This is a genomic window from Streptomyces sp. NPDC025618 (assembly GCF_055558795.1).
In genome coordinates this window covers 26,531-48,254 of the sequence record NZ_JBVHLW010000046.1, presented here as the reverse complement: position 1 = coordinate 48,254, position 21,724 = coordinate 26,531, and the positions used below count along the sequence as shown (strand labels likewise).

19 protein-coding genes are annotated in these 21,724 nt (G+C 73.5%); 12 read left to right on the top strand and 7 right to left on the bottom strand.

What is annotated here, in order from left to right; all coding sequences use genetic code 11:
* Window positions 1–517: 517 nt before the first annotated feature.
* From ACZ4A5_RS27390 to ACZ4A5_RS27350, 9 genes are all read left to right on the top strand, one after another.
* On the top strand, window positions 518–691 hold the full coding sequence (locus tag ACZ4A5_RS27390; RefSeq protein ID WP_467589764.1) for a hypothetical protein: 174 nt from the start codon (window positions 518–520) through the stop codon (window positions 689–691).
* Window positions 692–743: 52 nt separating this feature from the next.
* The gene (locus tag ACZ4A5_RS27385) at window positions 744–944 is read left to right on the top strand and encodes a hypothetical protein (RefSeq protein ID WP_467589761.1); all 201 of its coding nucleotides are present in this window, start codon (window positions 744–746) and stop codon (window positions 942–944) included.
* A gap of 313 nt (window positions 945–1,257) precedes the next feature.
* A complete protein-coding gene (locus ACZ4A5_RS27380; protein ID WP_467589758.1) occupies window positions 1,258–2,994 on the top strand; it encodes an alpha/beta fold hydrolase in 1,737 nt (578 codons plus the stop codon).
* Window positions 2,991–3,575, top strand: a complete 585-nt coding sequence (locus ACZ4A5_RS27375) for a hypothetical protein (RefSeq protein WP_467589755.1) — start codon at window positions 2,991–2,993, stop codon at window positions 3,573–3,575. Before ACZ4A5_RS27380 ends, ACZ4A5_RS27375 begins: the two co-directional genes overlap by 4 nt.
* A gap of 114 nt (window positions 3,576–3,689) precedes the next feature.
* Window positions 3,690–4,451: a class I SAM-dependent DNA methyltransferase gene (locus ACZ4A5_RS27370; protein WP_467589752.1), complete on the top strand. Its 762-nt coding sequence runs from the start codon at window positions 3,690–3,692 to the stop codon at window positions 4,449–4,451.
* 41 nt (window positions 4,452–4,492) lie between these two features.
* A complete protein-coding gene (locus ACZ4A5_RS27365; protein WP_467589749.1) occupies window positions 4,493–4,672 on the top strand; it encodes a hypothetical protein in 180 nt (59 codons plus the stop codon).
* Entirely contained in the window at window positions 4,669–6,390 is a 1,722-nt protein-coding gene (locus tag ACZ4A5_RS27360) for an ABC transporter ATP-binding protein (RefSeq protein WP_467589746.1), read from the top strand. The genes ACZ4A5_RS27365 and ACZ4A5_RS27360 overlap by 4 nt, the downstream gene beginning before the upstream one ends.
* Window positions 6,387–7,844 (top strand): phytoene desaturase family protein, encoded by a 1,458-nt coding sequence (locus ACZ4A5_RS27355; RefSeq protein WP_467589743.1) that lies wholly within the window; start codon window positions 6,387–6,389, stop codon window positions 7,842–7,844. The genes ACZ4A5_RS27360 and ACZ4A5_RS27355 overlap by 4 nt, the downstream gene beginning before the upstream one ends.
* A 24-nt stretch (window positions 7,845–7,868) precedes the next feature.
* Entirely contained in the window at window positions 7,869–8,711 is an 843-nt protein-coding gene (locus ACZ4A5_RS27350; protein ID WP_467589740.1) for a M23 family metallopeptidase, read from the top strand.
* Here the strand turns inward: ACZ4A5_RS27350 and ACZ4A5_RS27345 are convergent.
* Complete coding sequence (locus ACZ4A5_RS27345) at window positions 8,618–9,634, bottom strand: ATP-grasp domain-containing protein (protein WP_467589737.1); 1,017 nt, start codon at window positions 9,632–9,634, stop codon at window positions 8,618–8,620. The genes ACZ4A5_RS27350 and ACZ4A5_RS27345 overlap by 94 nt on opposite strands.
* Window positions 9,635–9,867: 233 nt before the next feature.
* On the opposite strand from ACZ4A5_RS27345, the gene ACZ4A5_RS27340 reads away from it, so the two are divergent.
* On the top strand, window positions 9,868–10,659 hold the full coding sequence (locus ACZ4A5_RS27340) for a class I SAM-dependent methyltransferase (RefSeq protein WP_467589734.1): 792 nt from the start codon (window positions 9,868–9,870) through the stop codon (window positions 10,657–10,659).
* On the opposite strand, the gene ACZ4A5_RS27335 is transcribed toward ACZ4A5_RS27340, so the two are convergent.
* The 6 genes from ACZ4A5_RS27335 to ACZ4A5_RS27310 form a co-directional block, all read right to left on the bottom strand.
* Entirely contained in the window at window positions 10,616–12,019 is a 1,404-nt protein-coding gene (locus ACZ4A5_RS27335) for a M1 family metallopeptidase (protein WP_467589732.1), read from the bottom strand. The two genes, ACZ4A5_RS27340 and ACZ4A5_RS27335, sit on opposite strands and share 44 nt — an antisense overlap.
* 53 nt (window positions 12,020–12,072) lie before the next feature.
* On the bottom strand, window positions 12,073–12,858 hold the full coding sequence (locus ACZ4A5_RS27330) for a maleylpyruvate isomerase family mycothiol-dependent enzyme (protein WP_467589729.1): 786 nt from the start codon (window positions 12,856–12,858) through the stop codon (window positions 12,073–12,075).
* A gap of 136 nt (window positions 12,859–12,994) precedes the next feature.
* Window positions 12,995–13,738 carry a BPL-N domain-containing protein gene (locus ACZ4A5_RS27325; RefSeq protein WP_467589726.1) on the bottom strand — a complete coding sequence of 248 codons (744 nt, stop codon included), beginning with the start codon at window positions 13,736–13,738 and terminating at the stop codon, window positions 12,995–12,997.
* Window positions 13,739–13,772: 34 nt separating this feature from the next.
* Window positions 13,773–17,756, bottom strand: coding sequence for a Pls/PosA family non-ribosomal peptide synthetase (locus ACZ4A5_RS27320; protein WP_467589723.1), 3,984 nt, complete (start codon window positions 17,754–17,756; stop codon window positions 13,773–13,775).
* Between the two features lie 66 nt (window positions 17,757–17,822).
* Window positions 17,823–18,758: an alpha/beta hydrolase gene (locus ACZ4A5_RS27315; RefSeq protein ID WP_467589720.1), complete on the bottom strand. Its 936-nt coding sequence runs from the start codon at window positions 18,756–18,758 to the stop codon at window positions 17,823–17,825.
* A 66-nt stretch (window positions 18,759–18,824) separates the two neighbouring features.
* The gene (locus ACZ4A5_RS27310) at window positions 18,825–19,991 is read right to left on the bottom strand and encodes an alpha-hydroxy-acid oxidizing protein (protein ID WP_467589717.1); all 1,167 of its coding nucleotides are present in this window, start codon (window positions 19,989–19,991) and stop codon (window positions 18,825–18,827) included.
* Window positions 19,992–20,258: 267 nt separating this feature from the next.
* On the opposite strand from ACZ4A5_RS27310, the gene ACZ4A5_RS27305 reads away from it, so the two are divergent.
* Together ACZ4A5_RS27305 and ACZ4A5_RS27300 are read left to right on the top strand one after the other, a co-directional pair.
* Window positions 20,259–20,699, top strand: a complete 441-nt coding sequence (locus ACZ4A5_RS27305) for a VOC family protein (RefSeq protein ID WP_467589714.1) — start codon at window positions 20,259–20,261, stop codon at window positions 20,697–20,699.
* Between the two features lie 291 nt (window positions 20,700–20,990).
* Window positions 20,991–21,710 (top strand): oxygen-binding di-iron domain-containing protein, encoded by a 720-nt coding sequence (locus ACZ4A5_RS27300; protein ID WP_467589711.1) that lies wholly within the window; start codon window positions 20,991–20,993, stop codon window positions 21,708–21,710.
* Window positions 21,711–21,724 lie beyond the last annotated feature (14 nt).

Sequence of the window (21,724 nt, the reverse complement as noted above, 5' to 3'; positions counted from 1 at the left end):
TCTGTATAGTCCACACCCCCCCCCCCGCCCCCCCCCCCCCCCCCACCCCCCCCACCCCCCCCCCCCCCCCCCCCCCCCCCCCCCCCCCCCCCCCCCCCCCCCCCCCCCCCCCCCCCCCCCCCCCCCCCCCCCCCCCCGCGATTTCGTGTGCGTGGGCGCATCGGGCGGGCGAGGAAGTGGAGCAGGTCATTCCAGGGGTTGTCGTCCAAGTCGGCCGAAGGTAATGTCCAAGCCAAGAACAGGCAAAGGGGGCTTGATCTGGGCGGAGTCGCGGTCGTTCCGTGAGGTGGGGGTCAATTGAGTCCCGCATTGCTGATCCGTTGGCGGCGTATGCCGTCCGGGTGTCGATGAGCCGCCCGAAGCCGTCTGTTCCGTTCATGCTCGTGCAGCTCCGGCGTATCGAAGTCGGGCAGCGGGGTGAGGTAAAGGTGATTCATCGTTTCGGGCGCCCGCCTGCCGATTTTCGCGTCGGGACGTCGAAAGGAAAGGGAGAACTGTGGCCAGAATCGCGGCCTTCATGAATGAGCAGAAAATGGGCCCCATCACCGAGGGGCTGGTCCTCCGTGACGGCACCCCCGTCATGGCGACGCCGGCGGCCGTGGCCGTGCCGGCCTCCGTCAAGGTCACGGCGGCGGTCGTCGCCTTCACCATCCCGGTCGGCGCCTATGTCGCCGGCCGCGTCGTCAACTGATCCGTCGACAGGGCTCCTGGGCAACGGAGCCCTGGGCAAGGGAGAGCGAAAGATGAGCAGAATCATCGAGAGTGTCCGTACGGCCACCGCGCCGGCCCTCTCCGAGGGTGAGGGTGACAAGGTCACGCGGGTGATGCCGGTGGCCTTCACGCCCGCCGTCCTCGTGGTCACCCCCTATGCCGGCGGCGGTCTCGCGGCCGGTGCCGCCGCGGTCGGCGCCTACGAGGCGGGCCGGGCCGCCGCCAAGGGCTGAGCGGCCGGGTCCGGATATCGGTGCCGGATCCGCGCCGACGCTCGCGGAGTGACCTCCGGGAGCGAGTGAGGCAGGCTGTCGGGCCGCGCCGCAATCGCGGCCCGACAGCCTGCCCATATTAGACCAGCCATTGACGAGTCGAGAGGAAGGCGCTTTTTTGAGGTACTTGAGAAAACTCGCCTCGGCTGTGTTCTCTCCCGTGCCGATATCCCGGAACAGGGCATTGGGGATATCGGAGAGACTGTCGGCCCTCACCACCCTGTCTTCTTCGCTGGAATATCTGCACCAGCACAAACAGCTGGATCCCGGTGGCTTGAACGACTGGGACATCATGAAGAAGTCACCCGAGGCAAAGAACATCGCCGTACGGCGGCTGAGCAATGCCGTGAGCGGCAAGAACGTGACCATCGCCCTGCACACGGCGCGGGCGGCTGTGAGCGTCGGCCTGCTGATGCCCGGCCACGGAAGGTGGCGCGGGGCGGGCAGCCTCTTCCTCGGCGGGACGACGTGCCTCCTGCAGGCCCGGCACCGTTACGGAACGGACGGCTCGGACCAGGTCGCGACACTGGTGCAGGTCGCCACCGGGCTGGCCCGGCTCTCGAGGAGTTCCCGGACCCAGGACGCGCTGCTCTGGTACGTCGCCATGCAGGCGAACCTCTCCTACGCGGCCTCCGGCTGGGTCAAGCTCATGGGCGAGAGGTGGCGGGACGCCTCCGCCCTCCCGGGCGTGATGCGGACCCGCACCTATGGCTCCGAGGGCGTCTACCACCTGACCCAGCGCCACCCCAGGACGTCGAAGTACGTACAGCACGGCGTGCTGGCGATGGAGTGCCTCTTCCCGCTCGTGTACGTCGCCGGGGGCCGGCTGACCCGCCCGTTCCTGGCCGCCGCCGGGAGCTTCCACGTGGCCAACGGCTTCATCATGGGGCTCGGGCGCTTCATGACCGCCTTTCCCTCGCTGCACCCGATGGTCGCCTACACCACCGCTCCGGCCACGCACCCGGCGGTCGCCGGGCGGGACGACCGCGCGGTCAGGGCGGCGGCCGTCCTGCTGGCCGCCGGGGTCGCGGCGGCCGCCGCCGTCGCCGTCCAGCGCCGCGGCGTGGTGCTCGAAGGCTGGCCGGGCTCGCGGAAGGTCGTCACCCGGCACGGCAACGAGCTCATGTACGACGCGGGCGGCCGGGAGGAGTCGGACGCGCCGGTGCTGGTCTTCTGCGCGGGTCTGACCTCGACCTCCGAGCACTTCTCGTGGATCACTGAGCGGTTCGCGCACGACTCGGAGCACGCCGTGGTGTCCTACGCCCGCGCCGGCTACGCCGGCAGCGTCCGCCGCAGCACGGCCCCCTACGCACTGGAGGAGTCGGTCGACGACCTGGAGGACCTGGTGCGGGCCGCCGTGCCCCGGGACCGCAAGGTGGTGCTGGTCGGACACTCCCTGGGTGGCGAGCTGATCCGCCGGGCGGCAGCCCGGCTGGGGGACAAGGTGGCCGGTCTCGTCTATCTCGACCCGGCGCACCCCGCGGAGCTGCAGCGCTCGCAGCGGCAGGACGCGGGTGCCAAGGACCTCCGGGAGACGATCGCGCACGCCTCTCTCCATCTGCGCTTGGGCACCGGCATCCTGATGAGCCGCCCCGACTGGCTGGACCGCCTCCCGAAGGCGTACCGCGACAAGGTGTTCGCGCAGTACACCGACGCCCGGCTCTGGACGGCGGGCAAGCGCGAATGGGAAGCGGTGGAGCGGGAGTTCAGGGCCTTCGAGGGCGACATCGACCCGATCGCGGCCCCCGGGCTGATCATCGCCGCGCAGCAGACCGTGGACCAGGACCCCGAGCAGCTCCTCCTCTACAACGAGCTCTCCAGGGCCCACCGGAACCGCGGCGGGCAAGGCGGGATCAAGGTGGTCGAGGGCTCCGACCACGACTCCCTGCTGACCGACGCCACGCACGCCCACAAGGCGGCGGAGCTGATGGCCCGGTTCCTGGACACTGTGCTCACGGAGGCCGAGGACGAGAAGGCGGGGAAGGCGCGGAAGGAAGGGGCGGGGCAATGACCACGGCCGGATTCCTGAAGTCCACGTTCACCGGAGAGGGCGCGGTGGCCCGCGTCCTGGGAGCGGGCATGCTGGTGGCCACGGTGGCCGCGCAGCACCCGCACCCGGCGTTCGACCGGGTCCGCGCCAAGGACGTCTTCTCGCTCATCCCGAACTGGAAGTTCTTCGCCCCCAATCCGGCGGTGCACGACTTCCACTACGTCTACCGGACCCTCGACCCCAACGGCGTCACCAGCGACTGGCATGAGATCGAGATGATCGAACCCCGTCGTCCGCACCACGCGTTCTGGTTCGCCACCCGCCGCCCGGAGAAGGCGGTGTTCGACATCTGCACCGCGATCCTGCAACAGGCGGTGAAGACCGGCGCCGTGGCGGTGCAGGGCAATTCCTCCTACGAGGTGCTGGTCGCCTTCATCCGGCAGCGGATCCGCCAGGACCGGGGCGAATCCGCGGTCCAGGGCTTCCAGTTCGCCGTCGTGCGCGCGGCGGGGCACGACAGCACCGAGGAGCCGGAAACGCTCTTCAGCTCGCCCTACACCCCGATCGAGGCATCGAACGGGAGCCGCGGGGCGGCCACCTGAGGCCCGGGCACGGGCCGCGCGTCACCACGCGGCGAGCGCGCGGCCCGGCCCCGCACCCCATCGGAGACGGAGCTCCGGCTCCCGCCGCACCCCGGCAAGGAAGTGACCACGCACATGAACACCACGGTTGAAGGCATCGGCTACGGCACCCAGTTCGCCTCCTGGTACGACCGGATCTTCCCCAAGGACGCCGGTGCCCGAGCCGTCGCCGACGCGCTCGCCGCCCTCCACCCCGACCCGGCGGCGGGCACCCTCGAATTCGGCGTCGGCACCGGCCGCATCGCCATCCCGCTCTCCGCCTGCACCGGGCCGGTCACCGGGGTCGACTCCTCGCCCGAGATGCTCGCCCTGCTGGCGAAGGACCCCGGCGCCGAGCACGTCACCGGCGTCCACGGCGACATCCGCGCCTACTCCGACGACCGCCGGTACGGGCTGGTGTACGCCGTGTGCGGAGTGCTCTCCATGCTCCTCACCCGCGAGGAGCAGCAGGAAATGGTCCACCGCGCGGCCGAACTGCTCGCCCCCGGCGGGCGGCTGGTGATCGAGACCGGCAACCGCCCCGCCATCGAGGCACTGCACGAGGGCCGGACGCGGACCACGGTCTTCACCCCCTACCCGGAGCCGGGCACGGGGCTGCAGACCCACTCCACCCTGCCGCCCGGCTCCGACCTGTGGCAGTGCTCCCACGTCTGGTACGAGTCCGACGGCACCACCCGCGTGGGCAACGAACTCTCACGTCCGGCCGTCCCCGACGAGACGGACGCCTACGCCCTCGCCGCCGGGCTCACACCGGAGGGCCGCCACTCCGGCTGGGACCTCTCCCCGTACACGGAGCGGTACCCGATGTTCCTCGCCACCTACGTCAAAGACACGTGAGCGATGCCCGGAAACCGTACAACGCACAAGAAAGGGATCCCGTGGTGAATACATCGCGCGTCGTCTGGTTCTTCGTGGCCTTCGCCTTCGCCGTGCCGGTCATGCTGATGATGTTCCGCGAGGACGGCCACATCACCTCCGGGTCGTGGTCCAAGAGCATCATCTTCGGCGTGTCCATCGCCGTGATCGCGGCGATCGCCGCCGGCAAGGCCAAGCAGTGAACGTATCCGCCCTCGTCCGCCGCCACCGGCTGCTGCTCGGCGCCGGCATCCTGCTCGGCCTCGGCGGAACCGCCGCCACCCTCGTGCAGCCCCTGCTCATCGGCGACCTGATCGAGGCCGTCGCGACGGACAGCTCGATGGCGGGACCGATCGCGTTCATCGCCGCCCTGTTCGTCGCCGACGCGCTGCTGGCCGCCGCCCACTTCTACCTGATCGGCCGGGCCGGGGAGAACATCGTCCTCGACATGCGCACGACCCTCACCGGGCGGCTCCTGCACTCCAGGATGAGGGAGTTCGACCGCCTCGAACACGGTGACGTGTTCACCCGCACGGTCGCGGACACCTCCCTGGCGCGCGTGGCCCTCTCCTCCTCCGTCTCCCAGCTGATCACCTCGGCGTTCACCACCGTCGGCTGCGTCGCCGTGATGGCGTGGATCGACTGGCGGCTGCTGCTCGTCACCGCCGGCTGTCTGGGGGCGGCCTCGGCCGTCGCCCTGGGACTGGCGCGCGCCGTCCGCGCGGCGGCGGTGACCAACCGGGAGGACACCAGCGCCTTCGGGTCCGGCCTGCTGCGCGTCCTCGGCGCGCTGACCACCGTGAAGGCGTCCCGCGCCGAACAGCGCGAGGCCCAGCGCATGGAGGAGCTCGCCGACGCGGCGCGCGTCAGCGGGATCCGGGTGACGCGGCTGTCGGCGATGCTGATGCCCGCCATGAACGTCGGCACCCAGGTGTCGCTCGCCGTGGTGATCGCCTGGGGCATGTCCCGCACCGCGACCGGGGCCCTGCCCATCGAGGACCTCACCGCGTTCATCATGTACCTGTTCTACCTGGTGTCCCCGCTGGTGATGCTGTTCATGTCCCTCGGGGAGCTCCAGCAGGGCCGCGCAGCCATCGACCGGGTCAAGGAGCTCGCCGCCGTCGAGGTGGAGACCTCCGAAGGCTCCCGCCCCGCCCAGGGCGTCGAGGGCGCCCCCGCGATCGAGTTCAAGGACGTCACCTTCGCCTACCCCGGATCCGGCGCCCCCGCCGTGCGCGGAGTGTCCTTCGCGCTGCCGCCCGCGGGAGTCACCGCGATCGTCGGCCCCTCCGGCGCGGGCAAGACCACGCTCTTCCAACTCGTCGAACGCTTCCACACCCCGGACGAGGGCAGCATCCACCTCGCGGGACGCGACACCGCCGCCGTGCCGCTGGACGAACTCCGCTCCCGCATCGGCCTGGTCGAACAGGAGGCCCCGCTGATGCGCGGCACCGTCCGCGAGAACCTCACGTACGCCCGGCCCGACGCCACCGCCGCCGATATCGCGGAAGCCGTCGCGGCCGCGCACCTCACGGACGTCGTCGAGGCCCTGCCGGACGGCCTGGACACCACGCTCGGCGAAGGCGGCACCGGCCTCTCCGGCGGCCAGCGCCAACGCCTCGCCATCGCCCGCGCCCTGCTGACCCGTCCGGACGTCCTGCTGCTGGACGAGGCCACCTCCCACCTCGACTCCGACTCCGAGACGGCGCTGCGCGAGGCCCTCGCCACCATCGGCACCCGGTGCCAGGTCCTCACCATCGCCCACCGCCTCTCCACCACCATCGACGCCGACCGCATCCTCCTCATCGAGGACGGCAGGCTGCGCGCCAGCGGCACCCACGCCGAGCTGATGGACACGGACACCACCTACCGGCGGCTCGCCGGACGCCAGTTGGCACCGGCCGCGGGAGCCGCGTCATGACCGACGCCGCGATCGTGGGCACCGGTCCCAACGGACTGGCCGCCGCGGTGACCCTGGCCAGGGCCGGGCTCGACGTCGTCCTGTACGAGAAGGCCGACACCCCCGGGGGCGGACTGCGCACCGTCGCCCTCTTCGACAGCGAGGTGCGGCACGACATCTGCTCGGCCGTCCACCCGATGGCCGTCGCCTCACCGTTCTTCCGGGCCTTCGACCTGGCCTCGCGCGGCGTGAACCTGCTCCAGCCCGACATCCCCTACGCCCATCCGCTGGCCGCCGGCCACGCGGTGGCGGCCTGGCGCAGCGTCACCCGCACCGGCGCGCACCTGGGCGTGGACGGGCCACGCTGGGAGCGCCTCATGGATCCCCTCGTCGCCCGCTCCCGCTCCGTCGTCGACCTGCTCCTGTCCGACCTGAGGAGCGTGCCGCGCGACCCGGTCGCGGCGGCGCGGCTCGCCTCCCGGGTCCTGACCCACGCCATGCCCCGCAGCCCGTTCGTCACGCCGGAGGCCAGAGCACTGCTGACCGGAGTGGCGGCGCACGCCATCGGCAGGCTCCCCTCGCCGGCGTCGGCCGCGGTCGCCATGCTCCTCGCGCACACGGCCCACAGCACCGGCTGGCCGCTGCCCGAGGGCGGCAGCGACCGGATTGCCGCGGCCCTGACCGACGACATCACCGCGCACGGCGGCGTCCTCCGCACCGGCCACCACGTCCGCGACCTCGCCGAACTCGGCGACGTACCGCTCGTGCTGCTGGACGTCGGGCCCAAGGAGTTCCTCGCCCTGGCCGGGCACCGGCTGCCCGTCCGCTACCGGCGTGCCCTGCGCCGCTACCGCCACGGCCCCGGAGCCGCGAAGGCCGACTTCCTCGTCAGCGGCCCCGTCCCCTGGGCCAACTCGCTCGTGGGCCGGGCCGGTACGGTGCACGTCGGCGGCAGCCACGCCGACATCGCCCGGCAGGAGAGCGCCGTGGCCCGGGGGAGGCCGGGCTCCGCTCCCTTCCTGCTGGTCGTCGACCCGGCCGTCACCGACCCGTCCCGCGCCGTGGGCGGCAGAAGGCCGGTGTGGGCCTACGCGCACGTACCCCATGGCGACACCCGCGACCCCGTCGAACTGATCCGCCGACGCGTCGAGGAGTACGCGCCCGGGTTCACCGACACGATCCTCGCCTCGCACGGCCGCTCGGCGGCCGAGTTCGAGGCGTACAACCCCAACTACGTCGGCGGGGACATCGCCGCCGGTGCGTTGACCGTGCGTCAGTCACTGCTGCGCCCCACGGCGCGCTGGGACCCGTACTCCACGCCCCTGCCCGGTGTGTACCTCTGCTCGGCGGCGACCCCGCCCGGGCCGTCCGTGCACGGCATGTGCGGTCACCTCGCGGCCCTGTCCGCGCTCCGCCACCACGGCGTTCGCGAGGCCCCCGACCTGTCCCCGCGGCCTGTCCGCACCTTCCCCTGACCCGAGTCGACGAGGTACGTACGCATGCTGCTGACCCTGTGGAAGCGCCATGGACTGCTCTTCGGAGCCGGGGCTCTGTGTGTGCTGGTGAACGGGCGGGGCGTGGGGCCGCTGTGGGTCACCGGTGTGGCGCTGCTCGTCGTCGGCGGGGCCATGCGGTGGTCGCTGACGCGCAGGCAGCGCCCCGACCGGGAGCGGCCGCCCGTCCCCGTGCGGGTGCCCGTCGGCGGGCGGTGGGTCGCGCTCAACGGGCCCGGCACCAAGGTGCCCAGCCACAACACCCACAGCCACGCGCAGACCTACGCCGTCGACCTGAAGTACGCGCCCGCCGAGGATGTGGCGGCCGACCCTCCCTTCAGCATGTTCCGGCCGTTCGGCCTGCCGCCCGGTCGCTACCGCACCTTCGGGCGGCCCGTGCTGGCCCCCGCCGACGGGGTGGTCGTCGCCACCGCCGACGGTCGGCGTGACCACCTCTGCCGGATGTCGCTGCCCGGCTTCGGCTATCTCTGCCTGGAGGGTTTCGTACGGGGGCTGGGCCGGACGCGCCACATCTGGGGCAACTATGTGCTGCTGGACCTCGGTGACGGCGTCGTGGCCGGTCTCGCCCATCTGCGGCGCGGCTCGCTGCGGGTGGCGGTGGGCGACCGGGTGGCGGCCGGGCAGGAGCTGGCCGAGTGCGGTAACTCCGGCAACTCCTCCGAACCCCACCTCCACTTCCAGCTCATGGACGGCTCCGACGTGCAGACCGCACACGGCCTGCCGTTCGCGTGGGACTACCGCGACGACGCGGGGTCGGAGCACACCGGGGTGCCCGAGGACGCGACGTTCTTCGAAGCGGCCGGGACCGGGGCGGACACCCGGGGCTGACCCCCTCGCCCCTCCAGGTGCCGGGCGACGCACGCCGTGATCGCGGGGACCACCCCCGTCATCGCCGGGCGCCAGGCCGGGACGGAGTTGACCTCGCAGATCGTGTAGGAGCCGGTGCCGGTGAAGAGGAGGTCCACCCCCGCGACGGCCAGGCCGACGGTCCTGGCGGCCTGGACCGCCAGCGCCTCGGCCTCGGGGTAGCGGCCGTGGCAGAGCGCGGCGGAACCGCCCCGCGCCAGGTTCGAGGCGAGCCCGCCGTCGTGGGACGTGCGGATCTCCGCGGCGACCGCCTCGCCGTCCACGACGACCACGCGCAGGTCACGGCCGTGGGAGGAGGCCACGTACTCCTGGAAGAGGTAGGGCGTCTCCTGCGCGAGGTTCCCCGCCACATCGCGCAGCAGCCGGGCGTCCGGGGCGAGGAACACCCCGTTCCCGCCCATTCCGCTGACGGACTTCACCACGCACGGTGTGCCGGGGCCGCCGTCGCGGACGACCGCGGAGAGCGGAGCGGTGGCGTACGAGAGGGAATCGGGCACCGGCAGGCCGGCCAGGGCCAGCTCCTGGAGCTGCCAGAACTTGTTGTGGCAGACGAGCTGGGAGTCCAGCGGATTGAGGAGCGTCGCCCCCATCCGCTCCAGGTGCCGCATCAGGGTCATCTCGCGGTCGTGGCGCTGGGACCCGGGCACCTGCCGCACGCAGACCACCTTCGGCGCGGGCACCTCCAGACCGCCCAGGGTGCGCAGGAAGAGCCGCCCCTCGCGCACGCCGAAGAGCAGCTCGTCGGTGTGCCAGACGGCGAACCGGGAACCGTGGATCCGCCCGAGCGCCGTGGCCAGTTCCTGGGTCGAGCGTCTCAGGGGCGCCGGGTGCTCCCGCACCAGCATCCAGACATCCGCGGGTGTCCGGATCACCGACTGCGCCATCTGCCCGCCCTCGTTCCGTTGTCGCCAAACCCTGCAAGAACCCATCCCCGGTGCCCTCACCCGGAACACCGGGCCCAGGCCGGCCGGGCGAGCCGTCCCACGGTGCCGGACGAGCGGCCGAAAGCGGGCCGTCGGGCGGCGGTGGGGCTTCTCGGCCGCCGCGCCCCCGACTACGGTTCCCCGCGCCCGGCCGCCGAAGGGCGGTGACCCCGGACCCAGGGATGGAGGCGCGCATGACCGACGGCACGCTCTACGAGAATATCGGCCCGGGATACGCCCGGACCCGCCGCCCCGACCCGCGCGTCGCCGCACGTGTCCGACGCGCCCTGCGCGGCGTCCGTACGCTGCTCAACGTGGGGGCGGGAACGGGTAATTACGAGCCCGACGACCGCGCCGTCGTCGCGGTCGAGCCCGCCGCCGCGATGCTGGCCCAGCGGCCGCCCACCGCCGCACCGGCCGTCCGGGCCGTGGTGGAGGCGCTGCCCTTCGGCGACACCGCCTTCGACGCGGCGCTCGCCACCTTCACCGTGCACCTGTGGCACGACCTGGCCGCGGGCCTCGCCGAACTGCGCAGAGTGGCCCGGCGCCAGGTCATCCTCATGACCGAACCGGAGATCGGCCGCGGGTTCTGGCTGACCCGCTACTTCCCCGAGTCGCTCACGCTGCCCAGCGAGGCCCACGCGCCCGCGGTCGCGGACATCGCCGAGCACCTGGACGTCCAGGCCGTCGAAGCCGTACCGGTGCCCGCCGACTGCACCGACGGATTCGTCGGGGCCTTCTGGAACCGGCCGGAGGCGTTCCTCGACCCCGCCGTCCGTGCCGGGATGTCCATCCTCGCCCAGCTCTCGCCCGAGGCCGCCGCGCGCGGGGCGCGGCGGCTGCGGAGCGACCTGGCGAGCGGCGAGTGGGACGCCCGCTACGGACACCTGCGCACGCTGGGGACGTACGACTACGGCTACCGCCTCGTCGTGGCCGGCGAGCTCACGGACGGGCGGGCTTCCCCGGCCCGTACAGCCAGTTGGTGAGGGCGGGCCCCGGGTCCCTGGGGGAGAGCGCGCGAGCGAGGGCGACGAACTGCTCCGTCGTGCCGTGCCCGTCGCGGTGCCGCGCCGCCCACGCGCGCAGCAGGCGGAAGAACGCGCGGTCGCCGACGGCGGTGCGCACCGCGTGCAGCGCCATCGCCCCGCGGTCGTAGACCGGTGCGTCGAAGAGGTGCGTGAAGTCACCCGGGGCGGCGGGCGGGAAGGCCCATAGGGGATCGCTCACCGGCTTGGCGTAGTCGGTGTCGAACGCCTGCTGGGCACTGGGGCCGCCGTGCTGCTCGGCCCACAGCCACTCCGCGTACGTGGCGAAGCCCTCGTTCAGCCAGATGTCCGGCCACCGGGCCAGACTGACGGAGTCACCGAACCACTGGTGCGCCGTCTCGTGCACCAGCGTGACGATCGCGGGCGCGTGCGCGTACAGCGGTCTGGTCTGCGTCTCCAGGGCGGTGTACGGGATCTGCGGCGCGTGGTCGACGATCGCCCCGGCGGCGCCGAAGGGGTAGGGGCCGAAGAGCCCGCTCTCCCAGTCGATGATCTCCGGCAGCCGCTTCAGCGCGGGGGCCGAGGCGGCTGCCTCGCGGGGGTCCACCGCGGTGAAGACGGGAAGCCCGGAGGCGGTGCGGTAGCTCTCGGTGCGGAACTTCCCGACCGTGGCCGTCGCGAGGTAACCCGCCATCGGCTCGGGGCTGTGCCAGCGGAAGGTGGTGCGGCCCTGGTGGGTGCGGCGGCCGGTGAGCGTGCCGTTGGCGACGGCCGTGTAGCCCTCGGGCACGGTGATGGCGAAGTCGAAGGCGGCCTTGTCCAGCGGGTGGTTGTTCAGCGGGAACCAGGTGCGGCTGCCCTGCGGTTCCCCGGCCACGAACGCGCCGTCGTCGGTGACGTTCCAGCCGTCGTACGGATCCCCGGGAATGTTGACGGCCTCCGGTTTTCCGTCGTACGTCACCGTGACCTGGAAGAGCCGGCCGCGGCGCAGCGGGGTGCGCGGCGTGATGACCAGCTCCTGGCCGTCGCGTCGGAACGCTGCGGGGGCCGAGCCGACCCGCACGGACCGCACGGTGAGGCCGGAGAGGTCGAGGTCGAAGCGGGAGAGGTGCTGGGTGGCGCGCGCGGTGACGACCGCCCGCCCGTCGAGGTGGGTGTCGGCCGGGGTGTAGGCGAGGGTGAGGCCGTAGTGCAGGACGTGGTAACCGCCGTTGCCGTCCAGCGGGAAGAAGGGGTCGCCGAGGCCGGGGGCCCCGGCCGTCGGCGGACCCGGCGGTGGTGCGGCCGGGGCGGCCGCGGTCGTGCCGGTCAGGGCGACCACGGTGCAGAGGGATACGAGAGTGCCACGGAAAGCGTTCAAGGAGCTTCCTTCCGGTCGTCGGCGCCGACGTGACACTTCCCGTACTCGTGCCTTCAGAAAGCGGAGTTGGCGGACCAGCGTGCCAAGAGGGCCTCGTCGCCGACCACTTCGAAGGCGTCGGAGGTCCGGCCGAGCCGGCCGTACATGAGGAGCAGCAGGTCCGCGGCGGTGCCCCGTACGGTGACGTCGGCGCGCGTGCCGGCCGTGGCGTCCGGTTCGAGCCCGAAGCCGTCGGGGCGCAGGCGGATCAGCCAGTCGCCGTCGGTGTCCGTGCACGAGAAGCGCAGGGTCTCGCCGTCGCCCCGCAGCTCGGCCACCCTGGGGGCGAAGAAGGCCGCGTAGGGGAGGTTGACGAGGAACTCGTCGACGCCGTCGGCCGCGAGGCCGGGGTCGATCACGGACGGGAGACCGGCGGCCGCCTCCGCGTCCGTGCGGTGCACCAGCGTCTCGCACAGCATCCGCCGGATCCAGAACCGCGCGTGGGGATCGGCTCCCCACACCCACATGGGCGCGTCCGGGTCGACGGTCGCGAACGCGCTCGCGGCCTCGGCGGCGCTCGCCGTGAGCCAGTCGGCGTAGCCGCTCTCCTCGGCCGGGAGGCGCAGCTCCAGGTCCCGGCTCGCGGGGCGCTCCTGGACGCGCCCGCGCAGGAGGGCGGCGAACCAGCGCTGCACGCTGCCGGTGTGCTTGACGAGGTCGGCGAGCGTCCAGCCGGGGCAGCCGGGTACGGGTGCGCTCAGGTCCGCGCCCTTGACGACGGCCACCATCCGGGCGGTCTCCGCCGCGACGGCCTCGCGGTGGGCGGCGGGGGACGGTGCCCGGCCCGACTGATTCGACATGTCCATTTTTGCCGCGCTTTCGTGAGCCTTCCGGCCCGGCGGTCCGACGGGCCGGGCTCTGCGCGCAGACTGCCACACGGCCCCGGTGCCCGCGCGCCCGGGACCTGATGTCGTCGCGCGGCGGCCGCCCGCGCCGTCAGCTCCCCAGCACCGCGCCCGCGAGGTCGAGGCCGAGGTCGTGGCCGTGGTGGACCGGGAGGCCGACGTCGGTGAACCAGTCGGCGGTGGCCTCCGGGTGCGGCCCCACGACCCCGACGCGGCCCGCGCCGAAGGGCGTGACGAGGGCCGCGACCGTGCCGTTCGTATAGGTGGCCAGGACGGTGGCGGGCGCGCCCGCGTCGAGGAGGAACCGCGGGCCGTCCTGGAAGAACAGGGTGCGCCGCAGGCCGCGCCAGTCCACGTCGACCAGGGTGTTGCTCTCGTCGTGGACGGTGGCACCCGGTGAGCCGATGTACTGGTCGGTGTCGCCGGGCAGCAGGCCGAACCCCGGCGTCGCCCCGGCCAGATAGCCGCCGAGGCAGAAGCCCAGATAGCGGCCGCCGCCGTGGACATAGCCGCGGATCGCCTCACGCTGCCGTCTGAGGTGCCGGTACGCGTGCGACAGCGTGCCGCCGCCCGGCTGGGCGTACACCCGGGCCTGGGCCAGTGCTTCGGCCGTCAGCGGTACGGCCTCGCGCGGGCCGGTGTAGCGGATGTCGAGGTCCCACGGCCCGGCGGCCAGCAGCCCGGCCACCGCTTCCGGGCAGCCGGGCAGGGTGGCCGGGCCGCGGTAGACGAGCGCCAGCGGGCGCTGCCCGGCGGCCCGGACGGGGAGGTCGGCGGGGGCGCTCCCGCTGCCGAACGCCCGGCGGAGGGAATCGAGGATGCCGTTGGGTGCCATGAGTACTGCCTCACCGCCCGTGCCGGAAGGGCGCTCACCGGTGGCGGGGCGCGAGCGCGCGCTCGCGACCGGCGTCCCGGCGGGTCATGCCCTGGGCCGGGATACCGCGCCAGCTGGTGCCCGGTGTGAGGTGCTCGCCCTTCATGAGCAGCGACAGCGCGTCGAGCCAGACGCCCTCGCCGACCACGCCGTCGTAGAGCACGATCGCCCGGGTGCCGATGCTGGTGCCCGCCTGGAGGGTGACCGTCGACATCTTCATGACACGGTCTTCGAACAGGTGTGTCTGCAACGATACGCCCGTGCCCACCGCGGCGTCGTCGCCGATGTCCACCAGGTCGAACTCGGTGAGATAGGTGGTGCTGATCCAGGTGCGCCGCCCGATGCGGGCGCCGAACCAGCGCAGCACCGGCGGCAGGAACGGGGTCCCGGTCAGGGCCGCCACCCCGGCCGGTACGGCGGCCGCCTCGAAGAGGCCGGTGACGAACTCCGTACGCCGTACGAACCAGCTCCACAGCGGCTCGACGCGCGGCCGGTAGACCCCGGCGACCAGGCGCTTGACCACCGCGCAGTACGCGATCACGCCGAGGCCCGCGCTCATCAGCAGGACGGGCGCCACCAGCAAGGGGAGCACGAGGCCCGGCAGGCGGACCACATCGGCGAGTGCCAGCACATACAGATACAGGCTCGTGCCCAGCACCGACGCGGGCATGGTGGCGCGGAAGAACTCGATGCCCAGCCGCTGGAGCACCGCCTTGCGCGTCGGCGCGAACGTCAGCTCCTCGGGGAAGGAACCGCTGCTCTGGCGCACCGGCAGATGGATGGCCGGCGACCCCAGCCACGAGGTGCCCTCGGGCACCTCGTCCCGCGGTGGCACCGTGCCCACACCCACCAGGGAGCCCGGCCCCGTCCGGGTGCCGGCCGGTACGAAGGCGGCATTGCCGATGAACGCCCGCCGGCCCACCTCGGTGGGCCCGAACGAGACACGCCCGGCCGCGAAGGAGGCGGCGCCGACGCTGGCCATGTCGGCGACGAAGCTGCCGTCGCCGAGGGTGAGCAGGTCGGGGTCGAGGTGCGCGGCGGTGGAGACCTCGGCGCCCCGGCCGATCCGCGCGCCGAGGACGCGCAGCCACGGCACGGTGTAGAGCGTGGCGTAGAGGGAGTTGGTGAACGTCAGGCTGAACTCCAGGAGCTTGTCCGCCAGCCACTTGCGCACGCCGAGCGCGGACCGCAGCGGGCGCACCCCGGCCGGCACGGCGGGCAGCACCAGGCGCTTGCCGACGGCGACCGCGCAGCACACCGTCAGCACGTACACCGGGCCGGACAGCACCGAGGCGAGCAGGGCCGCCCAGGTGTCCCAGGCGAGCAGCGCCCACCACACCAGCACCAGACTCGGCACGGTCATGGCGAGCACGGCGGCCTCCAGGGCCGCGAGGCCGAGCAGCGCGGCGGCGAGGTGGCGCGGGCGCCACCGGCCGCCGTCGCCGTCGGCGCGCAGCATGGCCTCCACCTCGGGGGCGAGCGCGTCCGTGGGGCCCGGCGGCGACCCGGCCCAGCGGCCCCCGGGGGGAATCGCCTCGCCCTGGCCGATCACCGACTGCTCGCCGAGCCCCGACCCCGCCCCCATGCGGGCGCCGGGTTCGAGCACCGCGTTGGCGCCCACGTAGCACCGCGGGCCGATCTCGATCGGGGCGACGGTCACCCAGCCGTCCGCCACCCGCCACGGGTGCAGGGTGGCGCCGTAACCGATCGCGGAGTCACCGCCGATGCGCAGCAGCGTGGGCAGCGACACGGCGTTGGTGGCGATCGTGGTGCGGGGCCCGACGCGCGCGCCGAGCAGGCGCAGGTACGCGGCCATCATGGGCGAACCGCTCAGCACCGGCAGCGGGCTGAGGCCCATCACCAGGCCCAGCGTCCACAGACGGAGGTACGTCCTGCCCCACAGCCGGTAGCGGCCCGGCCGGATGCCCGCCGCCAGCGGGCGCGCGAGCGCGGCCGGGACGATCCAGCGCAGGAAGAAGTATCCGATCAGCACGGCGGCCGCGGCGTGCAGCGAGGTGCGCAGGGTGAGTTCGCCGTCGCCGTGGTCGAGCACCCAGGCCAGCGGCAGCGTCAAGGAGAGCAGCACCAGATAGATCGCCCCCGCCTGGGCGGCCCCCGCCACCGCGATCCGGCGGCCGCTGTGGCGGATGGGCTCGGGACGGGACGGGCCGGTGGGCGGGACGGTGGCCGACGGCGCGCCCAGCACGGCCGCGAGGCCGCGCACGGTCGGGTGGCCGTAGAGGTCGCGCAGCGCCGGGGCCCCGGTGCCCCGGTCGCGCAGCAGTGACACGACGCGGGCCGCGAGGAGGGAGTGGCCGCCGAGGTCGGTGAAGAAGTCCGCCTCCGCCGAGACCGACGCGGCGTCGATGCCGAACGCCTCCGCCCAGGCGTCCCGTACCCGCTCCTCCAACTCGCCTCGCGGCGCCACCACTTCGCCGCCGCCCAGCAGGCGGCGGCCGGTCGGCGGGGGCAGCCGCCGCCGGTCCACCTTGCCGCTGGGCATGGCGGGCAGCTCGCTGAGGACGTCCAGGAAGGACGGCACCATGTAGGCGGGCAGCCTGCGCCGCGCGTGCTCGTGCAGCCGGGCGAGGAGTACCTCGTCCGGCTCCGTGCCGTCCGCCGACCGCACCACGTAGGCGGAGAGTTCGCCCGCCCCGCCCTCTGAGCCGGGCGAGGGCAGCAGGGTGGCGGCCGCCTCGGCCACGCCGGGCTCCTCCAGCAGCACGTTGTCGATCTCGCCCAGATCGACCCGGTGTCCCCGGACCTTCACCTCGGCGTCGGCCCGGCCCAGATACTCGAACTGCCCGTCCGGGGTCCTGCGTCCGAGGTCGCCCGTGCGGTAGAGCCTGCCGCCCGCCGGGGCCAGCGGATGCTCGATGAACCGGTCGGCGGTCAGCTCCGGCCGCCCGACATAGCCACGGGCGACGCCGGGGCCGCCGACGCAGATCTCCCCGACCGCGCCGTCGGGCACGGGCCGGCGCTCCTCGTCGAGCAGCACCACCACACAGGTCGGCAGCGGCCTGCCGATGGTCACGGGCCGGCCCGGCAGCAGCTCCCCGACGGTCGCGGTGACCGTGGCCTCGGTCGGGCCGTAGGTGTTGAGGATGCGGCGCCCCGGCCTGCTCCACCGCTCGACGAGCCGGGCCGGGCACGCCTCGCCGCCGACCATGACGGCGCGCAGGAGCGGCAGGTCCCGGGGGATCGTCGCCAGCAGCGTCGGCACGCAGTACAGGACCGTGATCCCGCGCTCCTCCAGCCAGTCGGCGAGCTCGGCGCCGAGCTGCCCGGGACCGGTCGGGCCCGCGACGAGCGTGGCGCCGACCGCCCACGTCGGCCAGATCTCCTCGATGGAGAAGTCGAAGGAGACCGTCATGCCCTGGTGGACCCGGTCCTCGGGCCGCACGTCGTACAGCCCGGGGACGACGCGGAGGAAGTTGCAGATGCTCGACTGGGCGATCCGCACCCCCTTGGGCCTGCCGCTCGACCCGGAGGTGTACATGATGTACGCCAGCGGATCGTCCTCCTCCCGGCCGGGCGGCGGCCGGGTGTGGGGCGCCGCCGCGAGCTTTGCCCCGCACGAGCCGAGGTCGACGGCGCGTCGGGTCAGTTCTCCGGCGGCCCGCTCGGCACCGGGGGCGGTCAGCACCAGGTCGACGTCGGCGTCCTCCGTGATGTAGGCGACGCGGGCCGGTGGCGACGCCGGGTCGACCGGCACGAACGTCGCACCCGCCTTGCCCACCGCCAGCAAGGACGCGTACGTCTCCACCGACCGCGGCACCAGGATCGCGACCCGCGACCCCGGGCCGACGCCGAGGCCGCGGAGGTGATGCGCGAGCTGGTTGGCGCGGGCGTCCAATTCGCCGTAGGTCAGCCTGTGCCGCCCGCACTCCAGCGCCGTGGCCGACGGCGAGCGGTCGCACGCGGCCTCGAACACGCGGTGCAGCCGTGCGGCGCCCGCGGCCGGCCTGTACGTGGCCATGCCTCCATGGCATCGCCGATCACACGTGATCGCATCCCTGGGCCGGAGAGTGCGGCCCAGGACCGCTCACCTGAGCAGGCCGGCGAGGCGGGCGAACAGCTCACCCGCCGCGGCGTCGGCACCGGGGGAGAGGGGACAGAGGTTCAGGAAGCCGTGGACCAGCCCCTCGTAGTTCCGCGCGAACACCTCCACCCCGGCGTCGCGCAGCGCCTGCGCGTAGGCCAGACCCTCGTCGCGCAGCGGGTCGTACTGCGCGGTCGCGACGATCGCGGGCGCGAGACCCGCGAGGCTCTCGGCACGCAGCGGGGAGACCTGGGCGCAGCTCCGTACGGCCGGGTCGTCGCCCGCGTAGAGGTGCTGGATGTCGGCGATGTTCTCGGTGGTGAGCATGAACCCGGCCGCGTTCTCGGAGCGGGAGGCGTACTCCCCGTCGAAGTCGGTCGCCGGGTAGGCGAGCAACTGCGCCGCGAGCGGGCGGCCTTCGTCGCGGAACGTCTGCGCGATCACGGCACAGAGGTTGGCGCCCGCGCTGTCCCCGGCCAGGGCGAGGCGGTCGCGCCGCGCGCCGTACTCCGCGATGTGGCCGGCGACGTGCCGCGCCACGGCCAGGCAGTCCTCGTACGGCGCGGGGAAGGGGTGTTCGGGGGCCCGGCGGTAGTGGACGGCGACCACCACGGCGCCGACATCGTGGCACAGACGGCGCGCGACCAGGTCGTGGCTGTCGAGGTCGCCGGTGATCCAGCCGCCGCCGTGGCAGAAGACCACGGTGGGGGCCGGGCCGTCACCCGTCGGCCGGTAGATCCGCACGGGCACGCCCCACGCGGGGCCGGGCACCGTGGTGTCCCGCACGGAACCGACCTCGACCGGCCGGGCGGGCGCCGCCGCGGCCGCCAGCTGCCGCTCCGCCTCCCGCAGCTCCCGCGGGTCGGTCGTGCGGATGCGCATCGAGAGGATGGAGTCGACTCCGTCGAGGAGGGCGGCGATGGCCGGGTCGAGAGGCATGGGGGATACCTTTCCCGGACGGAGCGGATCCGATGTCCCCTGTGGGCGTGCCGGGGCACGAGCGCGTCAGCCGACGCGCCGGAGCGCCTCGGGAGTGAGGTCCGCCAGGGTGGGATAGCCGTCGACGGCCATGAGCAGATCGGCCTCGGCCAGGACCGACCGCAGGACGTGGACGATGCCGTCGGTGCCGCCGAGCGCGAGGCCGTAGGCGTACGGGCGGCCGATGCCGACGGCGGTGGCGCCCAGGGCGAGCGCCTTGACGACGTCCGCTCCGCCACGGACGCCGGAGTCGAAGAGGACAGGCAGACCGTCGGCTGCCTCGACGACGCCGGGCAGGGCGTCGAGAGAGGGCAGCCCTCCGTCGGCCTGGCGGCCGCCGTGGTTGGAGCAGTAGACGCCGTCGACGCCGCCGTCCCGGGCGCGGCGCACGTCCTCGGGGTGGCACAGGCCCTTCACGATCAGCGGCAGCGTGGTGAGCGAGCGCAGCCAGGGCAGGTCGTCCCAGGTGAGGGGGTTGCCGAAGAGCTCGCTCCAGCGCAGGGCCGCGGCCCGCGGGTCCTCCTCCGGCGTACGCTCCAGGCCGGCCCGGAAGACGGGGTCGGAGGTGTAGTTGGCCAGGCAGTGGCCGCGCAGCTGCGGGAGGTTGCCGGTGCTCAGGTCGCGCGGGCGCCAGCCGGTCAGCCAGGCGTCCAGGGTGACCACGATCGCCTTGAAGCCCGCCCTCTCGGCGCGCCGCACCAGGCTTTCGGCGAGCTCCCGGTCGGTGGGGGCGTACAGCTGGAAGAGCGCCGGCGTCCGCCCCGACTCGGCCGCGACCGCTTCCAGCGGGTCGACGGAGAAGGTCGAGGCGACCATCGGCACGCCGGTACGGGCGGCCGCCCGCGCCGCCGCGAGGTCGCCGTGCCCGTCCTGGGCGCACAGCCCGATGACGCCTATCGGCGCCATGAACAGGGGCGAGGGCAGTTCCATGCCGAACACGTCGACCGAGAGGTCGCGTCGCGCGGCCCCCACGAACATCCTGGGGTACAGCCCCCACCGGTCGAAGGCGGCCACGTTCGCCCGCTGGGTGCGCTCCTCGCCCGCGCCCCCGGCGACGTAGTCGCGCACGGAGTCCGGCAGCACCGCCAGCGCTCTGGACTCCAACTCGTCGTACTTCACGGGGAACCGCGGCCGGACGCCACGCAGCCCGTCGAAGTAGATCTCGTTCTGGTAGGAACCGAACGGCCGGCCCATGAATCAGTCCTTCCTCTGGCGCTCCTGGTCGTGACCACCCTGCAAGGCGGTGCGGCCGTCCGGCAACGGCGCCTGCCTGCCGCGCGGCCACCCGATCCGCGCCCGGCAGGTGCGGCGCCGGGTGTCCGGAGGCACCACGGCTTTCCGTACGCCCGGCGGCCAGAAACGCGCCTTCGGCGTTCCTGTGAGGGGCGCGCGGAAGCAGGCCGGGGCGAATCCGGGCGGGCAATCCCGGGAGTCCGGCGGCGCTCCTGCTAGCTTCCGCCCATGGAACAGCGCGTCAGTCTGATCACCTTGGGCGTTGCCGACCTCGGGCGGTCCCGGGCCTTCTACGAAAAGCTGGGCTGGCGGGGACAGGAGACCGAGGAGACCGTCTTCTTCCAGGCGGGCGGTCTCGGGCTGGTCCTGTGGAGCCGCGACAAGCTCGCACGGGACTGCGGCCTCGACGACGGCCGCGGGACCGGCTTCGGTGGCATCGTCCTGGCCCACAACGTGCGGAGCCCCCAGGAGGTCGACGCTCTCCTCGCGGCAGCGCGGGGGGCCGGGGCCACGGTCACCAAACCGGCGGAGACGACGCTCTACGGCGGCTACGCGGGGTGCTTCGCGGACTCCGACGGCCACCTGTGGGAGATCGCCCACAACCCGGGATTCCCGCTGGCCGAGAACGGGTCGCTGACGATTCCGGACTTCGGTCCGGCCGGGGCCTGAGCACTCCGCGGTCGCCCCGCCGGGGCCGTGAACTGATGGCGCAACAGGACCGAGGTCCCGGGTTTCCGGCGACGGCGCCAGATCCACGTGACCAGCCACGTCCTCGTCCCCGCCGAACACCCGGACCCGCGCCGCGTCATCGTCACCACGGTCGCCTGACCGGGCGGGCCGCCTGGGCCGTCGGGGGGAACCGCGCGCCCGGCCCCGGAGCGGCCCGCCGCGAAGTGCCTCCCCGCCCGCCCGGTGAAGGTAGAGAGGGGGAAGCGGCCGGAGCGGAGAGGACGACGTCTGATGGAGACCACGGTCACGGAGATCGCCCCCGACATCTACCGGCTGTCCACCTACATCGGCGAAGCGGACTTCCTGTTCAACCAGTTTCTCGTCGACGCCGAGGAACCCCTGCTCTTCCACTGCGGACTGCGCGCGCTGTTCCCCCTCGTCAGCGACGCCGTCGCCAGGGTCACGCCGGTGGCTGGCCTGCGCTGGATCACCTTCGGCCATGTCGAGGCGGACGAGTGCGGCTCCATGAACTCCTGGCTGGGCGCGGCGCCGCGCGCCCAGGTCGCCCACGGCGCCATGGGCTGCGTCGTGTCCGTCAACGACCTGGCCGACCGGCCGCCGCGCCCCCTCGACCACGGCGAGGTCCTCGACCTCGGCGGCAAGCGCGTACGCCGCCTGGAGACCCCGCATGTCCCGCATGGCTGGGACGCCGGGCTGATGTACGAGGAGACGACCGGCACGCTCCTGTGCGGGGATCTCTTCACCAGGATCGGCGACGCCCCCGCCCTGACCGAGGGGGAGATCGTCGGGCCCGCCCTCGCGGCGGAGGACGCCTTCGGCGCCTCCTGCCTCACCGCCACCACCGCGCCGACGATGCGCGAGCTCGCCGCCCTGGAACCGGCCACCCTCGGCCTCATGCACGGCCCGTCCTACACGGGGGACTGCGGCCAGGCCCTGCGCGATCTGGCCGCGGCGTACGAGGAACGCTTCACACGCTCCGTCGAGCGCTGACCCCCGCGCCTCCC

Excerpts from the sequence above, each read along its gene's own strand:
- ACZ4A5_RS27390 (WP_467589764.1), top strand. The coding sequence starts at position 518 with ATGAATGAGCAGAAAATGGGCCCCATCACCGAGGGGCTGGTCCTCCGT.
- ACZ4A5_RS27385 (WP_467589761.1), top strand. The coding sequence starts at position 744 with ATGAGCAGAATCATCGAGAGTGTCCGTACGGCCACCGCGCCGGCCCTC.
- ACZ4A5_RS27375 (WP_467589755.1), top strand. The coding sequence starts at position 2,991 with ATGACCACGGCCGGATTCCTGAAGTCCACGTTCACCGGAGAGGGCGCG.
- ACZ4A5_RS27370 (WP_467589752.1), top strand. The coding sequence starts at position 3,690 with ATGAACACCACGGTTGAAGGCATCGGCTACGGCACCCAGTTCGCCTCC.
- ACZ4A5_RS27355 (WP_467589743.1), top strand. The coding sequence starts at position 6,387 with ATGACCGACGCCGCGATCGTGGGCACCGGTCCCAACGGACTGGCCGCC.
- ACZ4A5_RS27350 (WP_467589740.1), top strand. The coding sequence starts at position 7,869 with ATGCTGCTGACCCTGTGGAAGCGCCATGGACTGCTCTTCGGAGCCGGG.
- ACZ4A5_RS27345 (WP_467589737.1), bottom strand. The coding sequence starts at position 9,634 with ATGGCGCAGTCGGTGATCCGGACACCCGCGGATGTCTGGATGCTGGTG.
- ACZ4A5_RS27340 (WP_467589734.1), top strand. The coding sequence starts at position 9,868 with ATGACCGACGGCACGCTCTACGAGAATATCGGCCCGGGATACGCCCGG.
- ACZ4A5_RS27330 (WP_467589729.1), bottom strand. The coding sequence starts at position 12,858 with ATGTCGAATCAGTCGGGCCGGGCACCGTCCCCCGCCGCCCACCGCGAG.
- ACZ4A5_RS27325 (WP_467589726.1), bottom strand. The coding sequence starts at position 13,738 with ATGGCACCCAACGGCATCCTCGATTCCCTCCGCCGGGCGTTCGGCAGC.
- ACZ4A5_RS27320 (WP_467589723.1), bottom strand. The coding sequence starts at position 17,756 with ATGGCCACGTACAGGCCGGCCGCGGGCGCCGCACGGCTGCACCGCGTG.
- ACZ4A5_RS27315 (WP_467589720.1), bottom strand. The coding sequence starts at position 18,758 with ATGCCTCTCGACCCGGCCATCGCCGCCCTCCTCGACGGAGTCGACTCC.
- ACZ4A5_RS27310 (WP_467589717.1), bottom strand. The coding sequence starts at position 19,991 with ATGGGCCGGCCGTTCGGTTCCTACCAGAACGAGATCTACTTCGACGGG.
- ACZ4A5_RS27305 (WP_467589714.1), top strand. The coding sequence starts at position 20,259 with ATGGAACAGCGCGTCAGTCTGATCACCTTGGGCGTTGCCGACCTCGGG.
- ACZ4A5_RS27300 (WP_467589711.1), top strand. The coding sequence starts at position 20,991 with ATGGAGACCACGGTCACGGAGATCGCCCCCGACATCTACCGGCTGTCC.